This is a genomic window from Ideonella sp., assembly GCF_036277275.1.
Taxonomy (GTDB): domain Bacteria; phylum Pseudomonadota; class Gammaproteobacteria; order Burkholderiales; family Burkholderiaceae_C; genus Ideonella.
The window spans coordinates 1-15,255 of sequence record NZ_DASUNH010000077.1; the positions used below are offsets into that span (position 1 = coordinate 1).

Below are 15,255 nucleotides of genomic sequence, written 5' to 3' on the forward strand. Positions count from 1 at the left end.
CGCGCTGATCCCCGGAGCCGAGCTGCAGTTGCGCCAGGGCGCCAACGCGGCGGATGTGGCCTGGCTGCCGGTGGATCGTGCGCTCAAGACCAAGCTGGCCTTCGATCACAGTGAGATCCTCGCCGCCGCCGTCGAGCGCCTCCGCGCGAAGGTCGAATACACCTCGCTGCCGGCCTTCTTGTTGAACGAGCCGTTTACGTTGCCGCAGCTGCAGCAGGTCTACGAAGTGGTGCTGGGCCGGCCGGTGGACAAGAGCGGCTTTCGCACACGCATGTTGGCCGCGGGCTTTCTGGCCGAGGCGGGCCATGTCGAAGGCACGTCGAACCGGCCGGCGATGGGCTACCGATTGCTGGACCGGGAGGCGGCGGTGGTCTTCCCGCGCACGTTCAGCCCACGCGGTTAGGCGCGCTGCCACGCGCGAACCGGCGGGCAACTGCGGCAAGATGCAACCCATGTCTTCACCTTGCCCCTGCGGCCAACTGAACTCCCAAAAACGGCCATTGGCCTACGAAACATGTTGTGCGCGCTGGCACAGCGGCCCGACCCAATACGACGCGCCGGATGCCGAGGCGCTGATGCGCTCGCGCTACAGCGCCTATGTGCTGGGCCTGACCGACTACCTGCTGGCCACCTGGCACCCGAGCACACGGCCGGCCACGCTCGAGCCCGATGAGCCCAGCCTCAAATGGCTAGGGCTGGAGGTGCGCCGCCACACGGTGCAAGACACCGACCACGCCACCGTCGAGTTCGTCGCGCGCAGCAAGCTCAGTGGCCGGGCTTTTCGCCTGCACGAAACCAGCCGTTTCATCCGAGACCCGGCCAGCGGACGCTGGACCTATGTCGACGGTGACCTGCACTCCCGAAACGCTTGAACACAAAGGCTTCGCCGATGCTGATCTTTGCCAACCCCCGCCACGCACTGCACGAAGGCCGCCACGAGATGTTCCGTGGTCGCCTGGTGCCTTGCCACGAAACAGCGGCCCGGCTGGACCATGTGCTGGCCGAACTGGGCCGGCGCCCGGTGGGTGAGCTGCGTGAAGCCCCAACCGTGGCCCGCACAACGCTGGAGCGCGTGCACGAGCCGCGTTACCTGAACTTCCTGGCCGGCGCCTGGGCAGAGTGGGTGGCGCTGGACCCAGCCAACGCCGAAGTCGACGCCCTGCCCTCGACCTGGCCGGTCCGCGGTTTTCGCCACGACGTCGAGCCGCTCAACTTCGCCGCCCGCATGGGGCTGTATTCGTACGACGCCGGCACGCCGTTGACCGCCGGCACCTGGCCAGCCGCTGAAGCCGGCGCCGCCTGCGCGGTGGCTGCAGCGCACGCCGTGACTGGCGCCAACGCCCCGCGCGCCGCCGTGGCCCTGACCCGACCGCCCGGCCACCACGCCGGTGCTGATTTCTTCGGCGGCTACTGCTTCTTGAACAACGCGGCGCTCGCTGCTCAGGCCTTGCGCGACGGCGGCGCCAAGCGCGTCGCCGTGCTCGACGTGGACTATCACCACGGCAACGGCACCCAAAGCCTCTTCTACGCCCGGGCTGACGTGCTGACCATCTCGATCCACGGCGACCCTCGCACCGAATACCCGTTCTACCTGGGACACGCAGACGAGCGCGGCGAAGGCGACGGCTTTGGCTACAACCTGAACCTGCCGCTGCCGGCGGGCACCGGCTTTGTCGAATGGCGCACCGCGCTGATGGAAGCGCTGCAGCGGGTGAAAGACTTCGGAGCGGACGCGCTGGTCATCGCGCTCGGTGTCGATACCTATGAGGGCGACCCCATCTCCCGCTTCACGCTGGGCAGTGGTGACTACCTCCGGGTCGGCCTCGACCTCGCCTCCGCCGGGCTGCCAACGGTCTTCACGCTCGAAGGTGGCTACGCGGTGGCGGCGATGGGTGTGAACGTGGTCAACGTGCTCGAAGGCTTTGCCTCGGCCGGCACGGCCTGAAAAGCAAAAAGGCCCGGCGGTGCCGGGCCTTCTCGGTTCGCGGGCCTTTCGAGGCCCCGTCGCCTCAGGCGACGAACTCTTGCCGCACCTTGGGCGACATCAGGCGGCGGATGACCCAGGCCAGCAGGCCGGAAGCACCCAGCGTGACCACGCCCGACAGCACCTTGGCCGCGGTCGCGAAACCGCCGAACACGCCGACCGCCCCCATAGGCAACGGGGTGTCGCGCAGCGTCGCGTCGACCAGTGACTGCACGAACTCGTGCTGCAGCCACAGGCTGGCCAGGTTGGCGGCAATCGCCACGACCACCAATCCGATGAAAGCACGGCGGGCCCACTCCAGCCTCATCAGCAGGCCGACAGCGGCCACCAGCAGCGCCACGGTCAGGATCAGGCCGGTACCGGTGACCCACGGCAGGTAGCTCAGCATCACGCCGCTGATCAGTGGCATCGGCTCTGCCTGCACCGCGGCATCGAGCGCCGGGGCCCAGGACGCCAGCGCGGCTTGTTGGATGGCGCCAAAGGCGCACGCCACCGCCGCCATCACAATGGCGGCCCAGGCGGTGAGCGTGACGAAGAGCGAGCGGTATCCGAGGTAGTAGGTCTGGGGCATGGCAATCTCCAGTGCAGGCGCATCATGACGACTGCACATGTCCGCCATTTTTCCGTGAGCAACCAGACGTGTCATTCCCTCGAAAGAGGATTCTCCCTAGGACATAGGATGCGCGCCCTGCGATACGTCGCAGTCTCCCCACACTCACTGTGACCAGCCACGCCGAACTGCAACTTCTGTATCGGGACGACGACCTGCTGGTGGTCGACAAACCGCCGGGTCTGCTGGTCCATCGCACCGGTCTCGATGCGCACGAGACCGACACAGTGCTTGAGCGCTTGCGCCGCCAGCTCGGCGGCGACACGCCCGCCGGCCTGGCCCCGGCGCATCGGCTGGACAAGGGCACCTCGGGATTGCTGGTGCTGGCCTGCCATGCCGATGCGGCCCGCGCGCTGGGCGCGGCGTTCGATGAAGGCGCCGTCACCAAGCGCTACCTCGCGCTGGTGCGGGGCTGGCCAGCCGAAGCGATCGACCTCGATCACCCGCTGGCGCGCGACCCCGAGCTGCCGAGCAGCGGCCAGCCACAGTTGCCGGCCCGCACGCTGTTTCGCCGGCTGGCGCGGGTCGAATGGCCGTTCACTGTCGATGGCCGCCATCCGACCAGCCGCTATGCGCTGGTCGAGGCCTGCCCTTTGAGCGGTCGTCGCCACCAGATCCGCCGCCACCTGAAGCAGCTGTCCCACCCCATCGTCGGCGATTCGACCCATGGCAAAGGCCCGCACAACCGGGCCGTCGCCGGCTGGCTGGGCATCACCCGGCTCTGGCTGCACGCCGCTGCGTTGGAACTGCCTCACCCTGCCGACGGACGCCCGATGCGCTTCGAAGCCCCGCCCGGGCCGGCCTGGGCCGCTCTGCGGGCCCGCGGCCCCTGGATGGACGGCTAGCCGAACCGCACCGCGTAGATCGGCGGCAGGTGGGCGAAGGGGTGCTGCCAGTGCTCGCCCCCGTCGCCGCTCGCCCAGAGCTGACCGGTCGTGCTGCCCATCAGCAGGTGCTGGCCGTCGTCGGCCACCGCCAGGCCGTGGCGGTAGACGAGGTCGTAGCAGTCCGTCACCGGCAGGCCGTCGCGCAGCACCTCGAAGCTCTGCGCACCGTCACGGGTGCGTTGCACCGCCAACGCAGCGTCGACAGGCACACGCTGCTGGTCGGCCACGCCGGGCACGAACCAGGCCGTCAGCGGGTCTTCCGGATGCGCAGCCACCGCGAAGCCGAACGACGACAGCGGCGCAGTCTTCACCTCGTCCCAGCTCATCGCGTTGTCGGTCGAGCGCCAGATGCCGTTGTGGTGCTGGCACCAGAGCACATCGGGCGCCGCGGCACAGCGTGCGATGCGGTGCGGATCCTGGATCCGCGGGTCGTCCGCCCGCTCGGGGGGCATGTACGCAGCGCTCAGCCCCTTGGCGCGCATCGTCCAGCTCTGGCCGGCGTTGCTGGTGTGCCAGACGCCGCCGCAACTGACGGCCAGCAGCCATTCGTCGGCGTTGGCCGGGTGCGGGCAGATCGAGTGGATGCCGGGCGTGTCGTAGCCGCCGCCGAACCACTCGGCCCGCTCGGGCTGGTGCCACAAGGCTTCGTTCAACGCCCAGCTCTGGCCGCCGTCTTCTGAGACGAACAGGCCGCCAGGCAAGGTGCCGGCCAGGATGCGGCTGCCGGCGCGTTCCATCACCAGCACCTGCAGCAGGTTCCACGCCGGGCCGGTGGCGCCTTCGGGCTGCGGCGGGTAGGCCGGCGTCGTCGTCTCGGACCAGCTGGCGCCGCCGTCCTGGCTGGCGTGCAGCTTGACACCGAAGTGGCCCAGGTTCAACGCGGCCAGCATGTGGCCCCGCCCGTCCGGCGGCAGCACGCTGCTGACCGGCTCACCGAGGAAGCTGACCTTTTCGATCTGCCAGCCGCCCGCCGCGTCCCGCCGACGCAGTTCGAACAGGCCTTTGCGGGTGGCGACCCAGGCGCGATCGTTGGGGGTGGTCATCGGGGTCATCCTCCGGACAAGGCTTGCAGAACATAGACCGCGCTGCCGAGTTGCAAGGGCTGGTCGAGCCGCACACGCTCCAGGCAGCGCTCACCGTCGATGAAGACCACCACGTTGGCGCGCAGTGCGCCCTGGTCGTCGAGCACGTAACCGCGCAGCCGCGGGTTGGGGGCAAAGGCATCGTCCAGCGCGGCACGCAGCGTGGCGGCGCGACTGTGGACCTCGGGGGTGTCGATGAAGCGGCGCAGCTGCGGCGTGAACTGGACGGTCGGCATGAGACTGGTGCCCTGCCCCACCAATAGCGGTGGGACAGGACTTGCCATCATCGCCAGCCCCCCGCCCCTACGCAATCGCGGAATGCACCCACGCCTGCGTGGGCCGGCCCAGGCGCCGACAATCGGCCGCGATTCCGCAGTCCCATCCGGCGCTTGCCCGCCGACCATCCCATGCCCACCGGCCTGCTTGCCGCTGCCCTGTCCTACGCCTTGTGGGGCTTGTTCCCGCTGTATTTCCACCAGGTCAGCGAGGTGCCGGCTTTCGAGATCGTGCTGCACCGCTCGGTCTGGTCGCTGGTGTTCGTGCTGGGGCTGCTGGCGGTGATGCGGCGCTGGGCCTGGGTGGCCGACGTACTGCGCCAGCCGCGCACGCTGCTGATCTTTGCCGCGAGCGCACTGCTGCTGTCGACCAACTGGGTGGTCTACGTCTGGGCGGTGAACAACGGCCGGGTGATGGAAGCAAGCCTCGGCTACTTCATCAACCCGCTGGTCAACGTGGTGCTCGGCATGGTGTTCCTGCACGAGAAGCTGCGCCCACCGCAACGCTGGGCGCTGGCGGTCGCCGCGGCCGGCGTCGCCTGGCTGACCTGGACGGCCGGCGTGCCGCCGTGGATCGCGCTGGCGCTTGCCTTCAGCTTCGGCCTCTATGGCCTGCTGCGCAAGACTGCGCCGCTGGGCGCGCTCGAAGGCCTGGCGCTGGAGACCGCGCTGCTGGCACCGCTGGCCATCCCGGCGCTGGCCTGGCTCAGCAGCCATGGCGGCACCCTGTCGCATGCCAGCCCGGCCACCTGGGGCTGGCTGCTGTTCGCCGGCCCTCTGACCGCCGTGCCGCTGCTGATGTTCGCCTACGGCGCCCGCCGCGTCACGATGGCCACGCTGGGCCTGCTGCAGTACCTCGCGCCGACGATCCAGTTCGGCCTCGCGGTCTGGGTCTTCCACGAGCCGCTGCGGCCCGAGCGGCTGGTCGGCTTCGTGCTGATCTGGATCGCGCTGGTGCTGTACAGCGCCGAGTCGCTGTGGCGGCTGCGTCAAGCATCGCCAGCGCCGGCCTGAGCCCTCGCCGACCTTCCGCGCCGGTCAGCTCAGGTCTTCATGCAGGCAGAGGATGTTGCCCTCGGTGTCCTCGAACCAGGCGGCCTTTTCCGAACCCAGCACGCAGACGTGGTTGACCGTCTTCAGGCCCGGCAGATCGTAGTCGGCGAAAGCCACGCCACGCTCTGACAACTCGGCCACTGCCTGGCCGATGTCGGCGACACGGAAGCTCAGCGCCGTGTGCGTGGCCTGCGTGCCGCCCGGTTTCGGGAACAGCGCCAGCTCGGTGCCGCTGCAACGGTAGACGAACTTGCCGTCGGGCTTGGCGCCCAGGGGTGTCAACCCCAGGCGCTGTTCGTAGAAGGCCCTGGCGCGGGCCAGATCCTTGACCGGCAGCATGCAGGTCACCGCGCTGTCGTCGAGCTTGGACATCACGCTCTCCTCGGCGCAGGGTGCGCCTGAAGCGGCCTTTTACGCCGGGTGTGCCCCGGCGTCCAGACCCTCAAACGGGGCTCAAGGCCTACAAGCGGCGCACCATACAGAGCGCGGCAGCAAGTGTGTTGTATTGTATGGAATGCCCAACGCCACCTCCGAGCTCGAACGATTCCTCGATGACCTCGCGCGGGACGCCCAACCCGGTGATCAACTGCCCACCATCCGCGAGTTGATGCGTCGCTTCGGCGCCTCCCAGGTGATGGTGCAGCGTGCTTTCGAGAACCTGAAGGCGCGCGGTCTGATCGCGTCGCAGGTCGGCCGTGGCACCCATTTCCTGGCCGACGGCCGACCAGCGTCCACCGGCGCAGGCCCGGGCGCCCGCGCCGGTGCGAATGCCACGAGCGGCGCCCATGCCCGGTCGCCCGCGGTGCGGTCGGTGCTGCTGCTTCGCCGCTCGATCAGCATCGCCCGCGGCCGCGTGCTGGTCGAAAGCCTGCAGCGCCGTTTCACCGCCGAAGGGCATCGTGTGCTCGAGGTCTCGTACACCGACCCGGATCATGCGCGCACGGTCCTGAAGAGCCTGCCTCGTTTCGACGCCTGCGTCGTGCAGTCGACCTACAAGACCATCACCATCGACCTGCTTGCGGCCTTGCGGGAGAAGAGCGAGGTGGTCGCGGTGGACGGTGCGGCGCTGGTCGGCACCGACGTCGAGGCGGTCGGCATGGAATGGGGGGAGCCGCTGGCCGAGGCGATCTCGTTGCTGCAGCAACGTGGCCATCGGCGCATCGCCTGCGCCAGCACGTCGCACCCGTTCCTGGCGACCCAGCTGGGATGGCGGCGTTTCGACTCGCTTCAGAAGGCGCTGACCGACGTCGAGCTTCACGCCATCGCCGTGCCACTGCTGCCCGACCAGGATTACGCGGCACGGCTCGTGGACTCGATCAAGGCCAACCTGGACGCTGCCGGGCAGCCCCCCTTCACGGCCCTGGTGGCGTGGGGCATCGAAGACGGGGCCAAGTTTCGGCAGCTCTTGGCCGACATCGGGATCAGCGTCCCGTCGGCGCTGAGCGTGGTGCTGCTGGGGCGCACCGACCTGGCGAACGAACACGCCGATTTCTTCGACACCGTCGGCTGCAGCGTGGCCGATCAGGTCGAATCCCTGTACCAAGCCATTCAAACCCGCTGGGCCGACCCGGCCCGCCCCTACGGGGTGTGGCTGATCCCCGTCACCCGCCGGGCCGGGCAATCCACGGCCATCATGGCAGTGCCGTCGGCCGGCCCACCTACCGCAGACCGGTCACGCGCTCGACGGTCTCGGTCGTGATCGCCACCGACTCGCCCACGTACGCGCTGGCCTCGAGCGCCTGCGCCAGGTCGGGCGGATTCTCGTGCGTGGCGAACATCGGGTGCTCGCGGATGGCGGTCATGAAAGGCACGCCTTCTGATTGAGCGCGCTGCGCTGCCTCATACAGCAGCCGGTGCGCTTCGTGCCGCCCCATCAGCGGGGTCAACCGCATCATCACCGCCTCTGAAGCGATCAAGCCATGGGTCAGACCCAGGTTGCGGCGCATCGCTTCGGGGTGCACGACCAGGCCGCCAGCCAGCTTGGCCAAAGTCTCGGCAATCGACGCCGCGATGATGGCGATCTCCGGCAACAGCGTGTCGGTCACGTTGGTCGCTGATGAATCCCCCTCGTCCATGCGCACCATCGCTTCCAACGCGGCCGGCACCCGCGCGCGCACCATGCGCGCCAGGCTGGCCAGCAACAACGCGGTCGACGGGTTGCGCTTCTGCGCCATCGTCGAGCTGCCCACCTTGCCCATGTGGAACGCCTCCGCGGCTTCACCGACCTCGGTGCGCTGCATGAACACCACGTCCTGCGCAATCTTCTGCGCCGTGCCGGCCAGCAGGCCCAGCGCCGAGAGGTAGTCGCTGGCGCGGTCGTACGACGCACGCATCGGCAACCCGGCCGGACGCAGCCCCAGTTGCTCGGCCATCCGCGCCTCGACGACGCGGCCCACATCACCCATCGCCGCGAACGTGCCGATCGCGCCACCCATGCACGCGGTGAACGACATACCCAGGCGTTGATTCAGTCGGTCGAGGTCGCGTTCCAGCTCATCGATCCAGCCGGCCAGCTTGAAGCCGAAGGTCATCGGCAGAGCGTGCTGGCCGTGCGTGCGACCCGGCATCACGGTGGCCCGGTGCTCCAACGCCAGCCTGCCAAAGGCGCACATGGCCGCGTCCAGATGCTGGACCAGCAATGCGTGCGTCTGCTGCATCTGCAGCGCACTGGCGGTATCGAAGATGTTCTGAGTCGTCGCGCCCCAGTGGATGAAGCCGGCTGCCGGCTCGCCACACAGCGCTTCGAACTGGCGCAGCACCGGAACGAGCGGGTGCTGCGCGAAGGCGATGTCGTCCGCCAGGCGCTGCAGATCGAACAGACGGGCATCGGCCTTCCGTGTGATCACCTCTGCCGCGTCGGCCGGAACGAGGCCCAGCTCGGCCTGAGCACGAGCCAGTGCCGCCTCGACATCGAGCCATGACTGCAGCGTGGCGACATCGCTCCAGATGCGCTTGGCGCCGGTACTGAACCAGTGGCTGGTGACGAACGATTCAAACATGCCGATGTTCACGGGACTGCGCTCCTGTTGCATTGTATGTATTGTATCAATACAATATTTTTACGCCACCAACTCGCTGGCGCCCCCAACACATCGGAGACATGCGTGAAGACAAGCCCTCTACAGCCGCCCACCGTACGCGCCGCCAGGAGCGCAACGCTGCGCACCACCCTGGTTCTGGCGGGCTCCCTGCCCGCAGCCTTTGCGGCGCAAGCCCAGTCTTCGGTGACGATCTACGGGATCATCGACCAGGGCATCACGAAGGCGAACAACGGCACCACCCCCGGTGCGCTGCTGAATGGGCGAGCCGCCCCGGACGACTGGGTCGTTAAGGCCGGCAACACATCGCGGATCGGGTTCCGCGGCCAGGAAGACCTGGGTGACGGCCTGTACGCACGCTTTCAGTTCGAACACCGGTTCGCTGCCGACACGGGCGCCGCGAGCAACGCCAACGTCTTCTGGCTGGGCCGCTCGGTCGTCGCCGTGGGCCACAACCGGTGGGGCGAGGTGTACGCCGGCCGCGAATACTCCGCGGCGTACTGGGTGCCGCTCAACGCCGATCCCACTTACTGGAGCTATGTGAGTCAGACCGGTTCGGCGTACACCTACGCGAACTACGTCGCCGTGGCCGCCACCGTCGAAGCCTCTGCGATCCGCTGGGCCAACTCGGTCGGCTACAAGTCGCCCAACCTGAGCGGCCTGAGCTTCGAGCTCGCCACGGCGTTAGGCGAAGGAGCGCGCAAACGCGACAGCTCGGGCAACGTCCAGTACAAACAAGGGCCGATCTGGCTCGGCCTGGCCTACGACGGCTTCGATGGTGACAACAACGTCGCCATCGTCGCCGGCGGCTACGACTTCGGCGTCGTGTACCCGACGGCCAGCTACAGCCGGGCCCAGGGCGGGCTCAACGGCGACGCCACCTCGTTCACCGTGTCGGTGAGGGTGCCGCTGAGCTTTGGCCGCGCCTATGCCTCTTATGGCCAGTTGAGCCCGGCGACCCACCTCGATTCGAAGATGCTCGGCGCCGGGGTCGAATACAACCTGAGCAAACGCACGCTGCTCTACACCAACATCGGCTCGGCCAAGGGCGATGGCCTGACCCGCACCACGGCGTTCGATCTCGGCGTCAAGCACACCTTCTGAACAGGAGCCTTCGCATGCAACGCAGACTGCTGAACAAGCTGGGCGCGCTCGCCGCCTGCGCCCTGTTGACCGACACGGCCCAGGCCCAACCGGACAAGCCGATCTCGCTGGTCGTCGGCTATTCGGCCGGCGGCAGCGCCGACTTCATCGCTCGCGTCGTCGGCGCCGAACTGGGCAAGCGCCTGGGGCGCCAGGTCATCATCGAGAACGTGGCCGGCGCCAGCGGCATGCTCGCGGTGCAAAAGGTGCTCAATGCGCCGGCCGACGGCAACCTCATCTACATGGGCGGCACCGACACCGTCGTCGTGCCGATGGTCAACCCGAAGGTCAAGCTGGACTGGGAGAAAGACCTCCTGCCGGTCGGGCGCATGACCACGGTGCCGATGATCTTCGCCGTTCCAGCCGGCGCACCGTATGCGACGCTGGGTGATCTGGTCGGCACACTGCGCAAGAGCGGCAAGGAGAGCTTCAACTACGCGACCCCGGGCATCGGGACGATGCAGCACTTCTACGGCACCCTCATCAACCAGCACGCGAAAGTCTCGATGCTGCATGTGCCTTACCGCGGCGGCGCCCAGATCGTCAACGACCTGGTCGGCCAGCAAGTCGACAGTGCGGTGCTGGTGCTGTCAACGGCGATGCCGTTCCTGAAGGAAGGCAAGATCAAGGCACTGTCGGTGTCCGACACGGCCCGTGTGCCGCAGCTGCCGAACGTCAGGCGCATCGGAGAAGAAGAAGGGTTTGGCGGCGTCGCGCTGCCGTTGTGGCAGGCCTTGTTCATGAAGGCGGGCACGCCGGCCGCCACCGTCGCCGCCTGCGAGAAGGCCTTGCTCGACGCGGTCACTCAACCCGAGGTGCGCGCCAAGCTCATCGAGTCAGGCGTGACGGTCGCACCGATGAACGGGCAGGACCTGCGAACGTTCATCAAACCGCAGGCGGCGCTGTACCGCAACATCGTGCAGACCGGAAAGATCACGATGGAGTGAGCGGCAACCCACCGAGCGCTCTGCACTCGGTGGCTGCCAGACCATCAACGCAGGTCGCCGGCCAGGCTGGCCAGGGTATCGGACGGGATCGCCATGTGCGCCGGGTAGTTCGTATGGTCGCAGCCCAGCCGCACGCCCGCGCCGGCGCGCACCGCCTGGCAGGCGGCCGCCGGCAGCTCGAAACGCAGGAAGTGCACCGACGAGGTCTTCTGCTCGTTCTCGCGGTCCAGGTCTTCGTCGGCGATCGCGTAGACGCGGGCGTGCCCTTCGACCTCGACGAACATCCGGTCTTCCACGCCGATCAGCCGGGCCAGCTCGCGCGCGCGCTCGTTCGGGTCGGGGTACTCGATCAGCATCGTCGCCTTCCAGTTGCTGCCGTCGGGCACCAGGGGCAGGTAGGTGTCGATCTCGGCCTGGATGCCCTCTTCGTCGAAGATCTTCTCGATGTGCAGCATCTCCTGGATCTGGCGGCGGATGGTCGCTTCGTCCTCGAACTGCAGCGTGACGTGGTCGCCCAGGTGCACGCTGCGCAGCCGTCTGTGCGCAATGACCGCCGGCTTGTCGGTCTTGCGGATCCTGGCGTAGGCCTCGAGCGTGAGCAGGCTGTCGCGGGTGATGGTCATCGTCTCATCCTTCAAATACCGTAGGCCTGCCGCACCAGGCTGATCGGGTGCTTCAGCGCCTTGGCCGGCGTGCCAGCAATTGCCATGCCTTGGGCGATGTGGTGGCCGGCCAGCGCGCAGTCGCTGCTGATCACGTCGGGCTCGTCCTTGGCCATCGCCTTGAAGACCGGCTTGCCGATTTTCATCGCCATCGGGTGGAAAGGCGTCTTCACGCCGTAGGTGCCGGCGTGGCCCGAACAGCGCTCGACCGTGTTCAGCTGCACCGTCACCGTCTGGCCGATCAGCTTGAACATCTCTTCGGTCTTGCGGCCGATGTTCTGCACCCGCCCGTGACAGGGGATGTGGTAGCTCACCTTCCCCAGCGCGGCCTTGAAATCGGTCTTCAACAGGCCGTCCTTGTGGCGCGCCATCAGGTACTCGAAGGGGTCGAACATCGCCTCCTTCACGCGCTGCACGTCGACCTCGTCGGGAAACATCAGCGGCAATTCCTGCTTGAACATCAACGTGCAGCTCGGCACCGCGCTGATGATGGCCCAGCCCTCGCGCGCATAGCGCGCCAGCACCGGGATGTTGGCCGCCTTGTGTTCGGCCACCGAGTCCAGGTCGCCCAATTCCAGCTTGGGCATGCCGCAGCACCGCTCTTTCTCGACGATCTGGTACGGGATGTCGTTATGCGCCAGCAGCTTCAGCAGGTCGTGCCCGATGCCGGGCTCGTTGTAGTTGACATAGCAGGTCGAGAAGATGACCACCTTGCCCGGCGTGCGCTGGCCGTTGACGACCGTCTCGACATCGCCGTTGGCGCGCGCCTTCCAGCGAAAGCGGCTGGTGGCCAGTTCGGGCAGCCAGGCGTCGGGGTGCACGCCCAGGTGCTTGTCCAGCTGGCGCCGCATCACCTTGGTCTTGTTCACCTTGTTGACGATCTGCACGACGATCGGGATGCCGGCGAACTGGCCGTGCACGTCGGTCGAGGCCAGCAACTGCTCGCCCTTGCCCACGTGGCCCTGCTTGAACTTGATGGCCTTGGCCCGCAGCATCAGGTGCGGGAAGTCGACGTTCCATGGGTGCGGCGGCACGTACGGACACTTGGTCATGTAGCAGAGGTCGCACAGGTAGCACTGGTCGACGACCTTGACGTAGTCGGCCTTGGGTACCTCGTGCACCTCGCCATCGCTGGTGGCGTCGATCAGGTCGAACAGCGTCGGGAACGACTGGCACAGGCTGACGCAGCGCCGGCAGCCGTGGCAGATGTCGAACACCCGCTCCAGCTCCTTCAGCGTCGCGGCTTCATCGTAGTACGACGGGTCTTGCCACGCGATCGGGTGGCGGGTCGGCGCCTCGAGGTTGCCTTCGCGCTGAGCCATGGATCCTCCTGCCGGTGTTTGGGCAGCCACGAGGGCCGCAATGCAGCGGGGGGCGTTGCTGCGCCCCCCGGTTGCTCGTCTGGTCGTGGCTTCAGCAGGCCTTCAATCGACCAGTTGGTCCAGCGCCTTGGTGTAGCGGTTGGCGTGCGAGCGCTCGGCCTTGGCCAGGGTCTCGAACCAGTCGGCGATCTCGTCGAAACCCTCTTCGCGCGCGGTGCGGGCCATGCCCGGGTACATGTCGGTGTACTCGTGCGTCTCGCCGTGCACGGCCGCTTTCAGGTTGTCGCGCGTGGGGCCGATCGGCAGGCCGGTGGCCGGGTCGCCGACGGCCTCGAGGAATTCGAGGTGACCGTGCGCGTGGCCGGTTTCACCTTCGGCGGTGGAGCGGAAGAGCGCCGCCACATCGTTTTGCCCTTCGATGTCGGCCTTGGTCGCGAAATAGAGATACCGGCGGTTGGCCTGCGATTCGCCCGCAAAGGCGTCCTTCAGGTTCTGCTCGGTCTTGGAACCCTTCAAACCCATGACAAGCTCCTCAGTGGTGATGACGGGGGGCCGCCAGCGCCAGCCGGCGACTCACCGCTGACGCTAGCAGAGCGGTGAGCGGAAAGACAATTCAATGCGTCAATGCGGAAGATAGGCCCAGCCTATGCGGCCCCGGGCCAACCCTAGGTCGACCAGGCCTCAGCGTAGACCCAGCAGCCGCAACGACAGATCGTGCAGGCGGCCAGCCGGGTCGGCCAGGTTGCGCAGCACGTCGAAGTGGTGGTGGCCGACCAGCGTTTCGCAGACCGGCACCGCCGTCGGCCCCCACTGGTCACGGATCAGCTGGTTCTGGTGCAGAAACTCTTCGCTCTCGTCACCGCCGACCACTGCATACAGCGGGCGCTTGGGCCGTGGGAAGAACGCCGGTGACAAGCGCTTGACGCTGGCCGGCGTCAGCCCCAGATCGGCCGCCAGGAACGGCGTGTGGCGAATCGGTTCCAGGTCATACAGACCCGAGATGCTCAACGCGCCCTGCAGCGGCAAGAACGGCAGCTCGGCATCCACCTCTTTCCAGCGGCAGCACAGCAGCATTGCCGCCAAATGCCCACCGGCCGAGTGCCCGACCAGCGCGATGCGCGACGGGTCGCCGCCGAACTCGGACGCGTGGCGCCACGCCCACGCGACCACCCGCGTCATCTGCAAGGCGATCTGTTCGATGCTCACCGCCGGGCACAGGCTGTAGTTGGGCACCAGCACCGCCGCGCCATCGGCCACGAACGACGGCGCGACAAACGACTGGTCGGCCTTGTCGAGGGCCCGCCAATAGCCGCCGTGGATGAAGACCAGCACCGGCGCACCCGGCCTGACAGCTGGAAAAACGTCGAGCCGCTCATCGGCGCCCTCGCCGTAGGCCACGTCCAATTCGCAGCGCGACTGCTCGCGCGCCATGCGCGACGCATTGCGCCAGCGTTCGAAGATCGCCGCATGGTCGGGCACACGCGCACGGTTGTTGTACTGCGCGTCCAGCCACTGGGGGTCGAGCGGATTCATCCAAAGCCTCCCGATGCAAATGTTCTGACAAGGCGCCAACGTTGCCTGCGGGGCCCGGACAGCAATCCACGGGCCTGGCGCGGCGGCGCGATTCTGACGCTGCAACGCCCTCGCCGTGAAGCAGAATTCTTGCTGCTAGAATTCATGGCTCTGGGGACGTAGCTCAGCTGGGAGAGCGTCGCGTTCGCAATGCGAAGGTCGGGAGTTCGATCCTCCTCGTCTCCACCAAATTTCCCTTTAAAAACAACGCACTAGCCCTTGCAGGGTTGTGCGTTTTTTTGCATTTGGCGGCACGTTTTTGCGATGCGGGTGTGGCGGATTTGTGGCGATCGATGAGGCAAGCCGTTAGCTGCGGCCTGCGCACAGCTTTGCGCTGGTACTGCCACACATTGCACTGGTGATGGATGGCCGAACGCTGCATCCTGGCGTGTCTCTCGATCTTGCAGATGCCATCGGTCTGTCGCTTCGCCTGTGATCGGCCGCTACTCGTAGCGTTTGCTCTCAGCCGGCGGGTCGTTGGGGGGCACAGTTTGCGACCCGTTGTAGCACTTCTTGGCGTGAACTGAAGCGTCCCGCGGAGCACCAGTTGCTGTCATTCGTTGGCGATTCAGCGAGGAAAGCTTGAACGAGCACCAGTTCCAGATTCTGCACTAGGGACGCGAGGAGTTGCCGCCTAGTGTAGTGTTCGATTCTTGATCGAACTTAAATTAGCTTTACCG

Annotated in this window: 17 protein-coding genes and 1 tRNA gene; 9 read left to right on the top strand and 9 right to left on the bottom strand. The window is 67.2% G+C overall.

Translation table 11 applies throughout. The annotated features are described in order from the left end of the window. The 3 genes from VFY73_RS13615 to VFY73_RS13625 form a co-directional block, all read left to right on the top strand. Nucleotides 1-403: NUDIX hydrolase (locus VFY73_RS13615; RefSeq protein ID WP_414654456.1), on the top strand; the 403-nt coding region annotated here is incomplete at its 5' end. A gap of 49 nt (nucleotides 404-452) precedes the next feature. Continuing rightward, on the top strand, nucleotides 453-872 hold the full coding sequence (locus VFY73_RS13620) for a YchJ family protein (RefSeq protein ID WP_329719568.1): 420 nt from the start codon (nucleotides 453-455) through the stop codon (nucleotides 870-872). 17 nt (nucleotides 873-889) lie between these two features. Beyond that, nucleotides 890-1,945 (top strand): histone deacetylase family protein, encoded by a 1,056-nt coding sequence (locus VFY73_RS13625; RefSeq protein ID WP_329719570.1) that lies wholly within the window; start codon nucleotides 890-892, stop codon nucleotides 1,943-1,945. Nucleotides 1,946-2,009: 64 nt separating this feature from the next. On the opposite strand, the gene VFY73_RS13630 is transcribed toward VFY73_RS13625, so the two are convergent. Further along, entirely contained in the window at nucleotides 2,010-2,555 is a 546-nt protein-coding gene (locus VFY73_RS13630) for a hypothetical protein (protein ID WP_329719572.1), read from the bottom strand. Nucleotides 2,556-2,704: 149 nt separating this feature from the next. Here VFY73_RS13630 and VFY73_RS13635 point away from each other — a divergent pair, with 149 nt between their 5' ends. Beyond that, a complete protein-coding gene (locus VFY73_RS13635; protein ID WP_329719574.1) occupies nucleotides 2,705-3,439 on the top strand; it encodes a pseudouridine synthase in 735 nt (244 codons plus the stop codon). On the opposite strand, the gene VFY73_RS13640 is transcribed toward VFY73_RS13635, so the two are convergent. Continuing rightward, nucleotides 3,436-4,524 (bottom strand): exo-alpha-sialidase, encoded by a 1,089-nt coding sequence (locus tag VFY73_RS13640; RefSeq protein ID WP_329719576.1) that lies wholly within the window; start codon nucleotides 4,522-4,524, stop codon nucleotides 3,436-3,438. The genes VFY73_RS13635 and VFY73_RS13640 overlap by 4 nt on opposite strands. Before the next feature lie 5 nt (nucleotides 4,525-4,529). Next, nucleotides 4,530-4,799, bottom strand: coding sequence for a MoaD/ThiS family protein (locus VFY73_RS13645; RefSeq protein WP_329719578.1), 270 nt, complete (start codon nucleotides 4,797-4,799; stop codon nucleotides 4,530-4,532). A 171-nt stretch (nucleotides 4,800-4,970) separates the two neighbouring features. Here VFY73_RS13645 and rarD point away from each other — a divergent pair, with 171 nt between their 5' ends. Continuing rightward, nucleotides 4,971-5,852 (top strand): EamA family transporter RarD, encoded by an 882-nt coding sequence (gene rarD, locus VFY73_RS13650; RefSeq protein ID WP_329719580.1) that lies wholly within the window; start codon nucleotides 4,971-4,973, stop codon nucleotides 5,850-5,852. Between the two features lie 24 nt (nucleotides 5,853-5,876). On the opposite strand, the gene VFY73_RS13655 is transcribed toward rarD, so the two are convergent. Then, on the bottom strand, nucleotides 5,877-6,263 hold the full coding sequence (locus VFY73_RS13655) for a VOC family protein (protein ID WP_329719582.1): 387 nt from the start codon (nucleotides 6,261-6,263) through the stop codon (nucleotides 5,877-5,879). Between the two features lie 142 nt (nucleotides 6,264-6,405). On the opposite strand from VFY73_RS13655, the gene VFY73_RS13660 reads away from it, so the two are divergent. Continuing rightward, nucleotides 6,406-7,590 (top strand): GntR family transcriptional regulator, encoded by a 1,185-nt coding sequence (locus VFY73_RS13660; protein ID WP_329719584.1) that lies wholly within the window; start codon nucleotides 6,406-6,408, stop codon nucleotides 7,588-7,590. On the opposite strand, the gene VFY73_RS13665 is transcribed toward VFY73_RS13660, so the two are convergent. Further along, nucleotides 7,550-8,902 (bottom strand): adenylosuccinate lyase family protein, encoded by a 1,353-nt coding sequence (locus VFY73_RS13665; RefSeq protein ID WP_329719586.1) that lies wholly within the window; start codon nucleotides 8,900-8,902, stop codon nucleotides 7,550-7,552. The genes VFY73_RS13660 and VFY73_RS13665 overlap by 41 nt on opposite strands. A gap of 93 nt (nucleotides 8,903-8,995) precedes the next feature. Here VFY73_RS13665 and VFY73_RS13670 point away from each other — a divergent pair, with 93 nt between their 5' ends. Continuing rightward, a complete protein-coding gene (locus VFY73_RS13670) occupies nucleotides 8,996-10,033 on the top strand; it encodes a porin (RefSeq protein WP_329719588.1) in 1,038 nt (345 codons plus the stop codon). 14 nt (nucleotides 10,034-10,047) lie between these two features. Further along, nucleotides 10,048-11,019: a tripartite tricarboxylate transporter substrate binding protein gene (locus VFY73_RS13675; RefSeq protein WP_329719590.1), complete on the top strand. Its 972-nt coding sequence runs from the start codon at nucleotides 10,048-10,050 to the stop codon at nucleotides 11,017-11,019. A gap of 44 nt (nucleotides 11,020-11,063) precedes the next feature. Here the strand turns inward: VFY73_RS13675 and VFY73_RS13680 are convergent, their stop codons facing one another. From VFY73_RS13680 to VFY73_RS13695, 4 genes are all read right to left on the bottom strand, one after another. After that, complete coding sequence (locus VFY73_RS13680; RefSeq protein WP_329719592.1) at nucleotides 11,064-11,642, bottom strand: DUF3501 family protein; 579 nt, start codon at nucleotides 11,640-11,642, stop codon at nucleotides 11,064-11,066. A gap of 11 nt (nucleotides 11,643-11,653) precedes the next feature. Next, nucleotides 11,654-13,003, bottom strand: coding sequence for a (Fe-S)-binding protein (locus tag VFY73_RS13685; protein WP_329719594.1), 1,350 nt, complete (start codon nucleotides 13,001-13,003; stop codon nucleotides 11,654-11,656). Nucleotides 13,004-13,105: 102 nt separating this feature from the next. Next, nucleotides 13,106-13,525 (bottom strand): rubrerythrin family protein, encoded by a 420-nt coding sequence (locus tag VFY73_RS13690; protein ID WP_329719596.1) that lies wholly within the window; start codon nucleotides 13,523-13,525, stop codon nucleotides 13,106-13,108. A gap of 159 nt (nucleotides 13,526-13,684) precedes the next feature. Next, the gene (locus VFY73_RS13695) at nucleotides 13,685-14,536 is read right to left on the bottom strand and encodes an alpha/beta hydrolase (protein ID WP_329719598.1); all 852 of its coding nucleotides are present in this window, start codon (nucleotides 14,534-14,536) and stop codon (nucleotides 13,685-13,687) included. 152 nt (nucleotides 14,537-14,688) lie between these two features. On the opposite strand from VFY73_RS13695, the gene VFY73_RS13700 reads away from it, so the two are divergent. Further along, nucleotides 14,689-14,764: transfer RNA gene (locus VFY73_RS13700), tRNA-Ala, on the top strand. Nucleotides 14,765-15,255 lie beyond the last annotated feature (491 nt).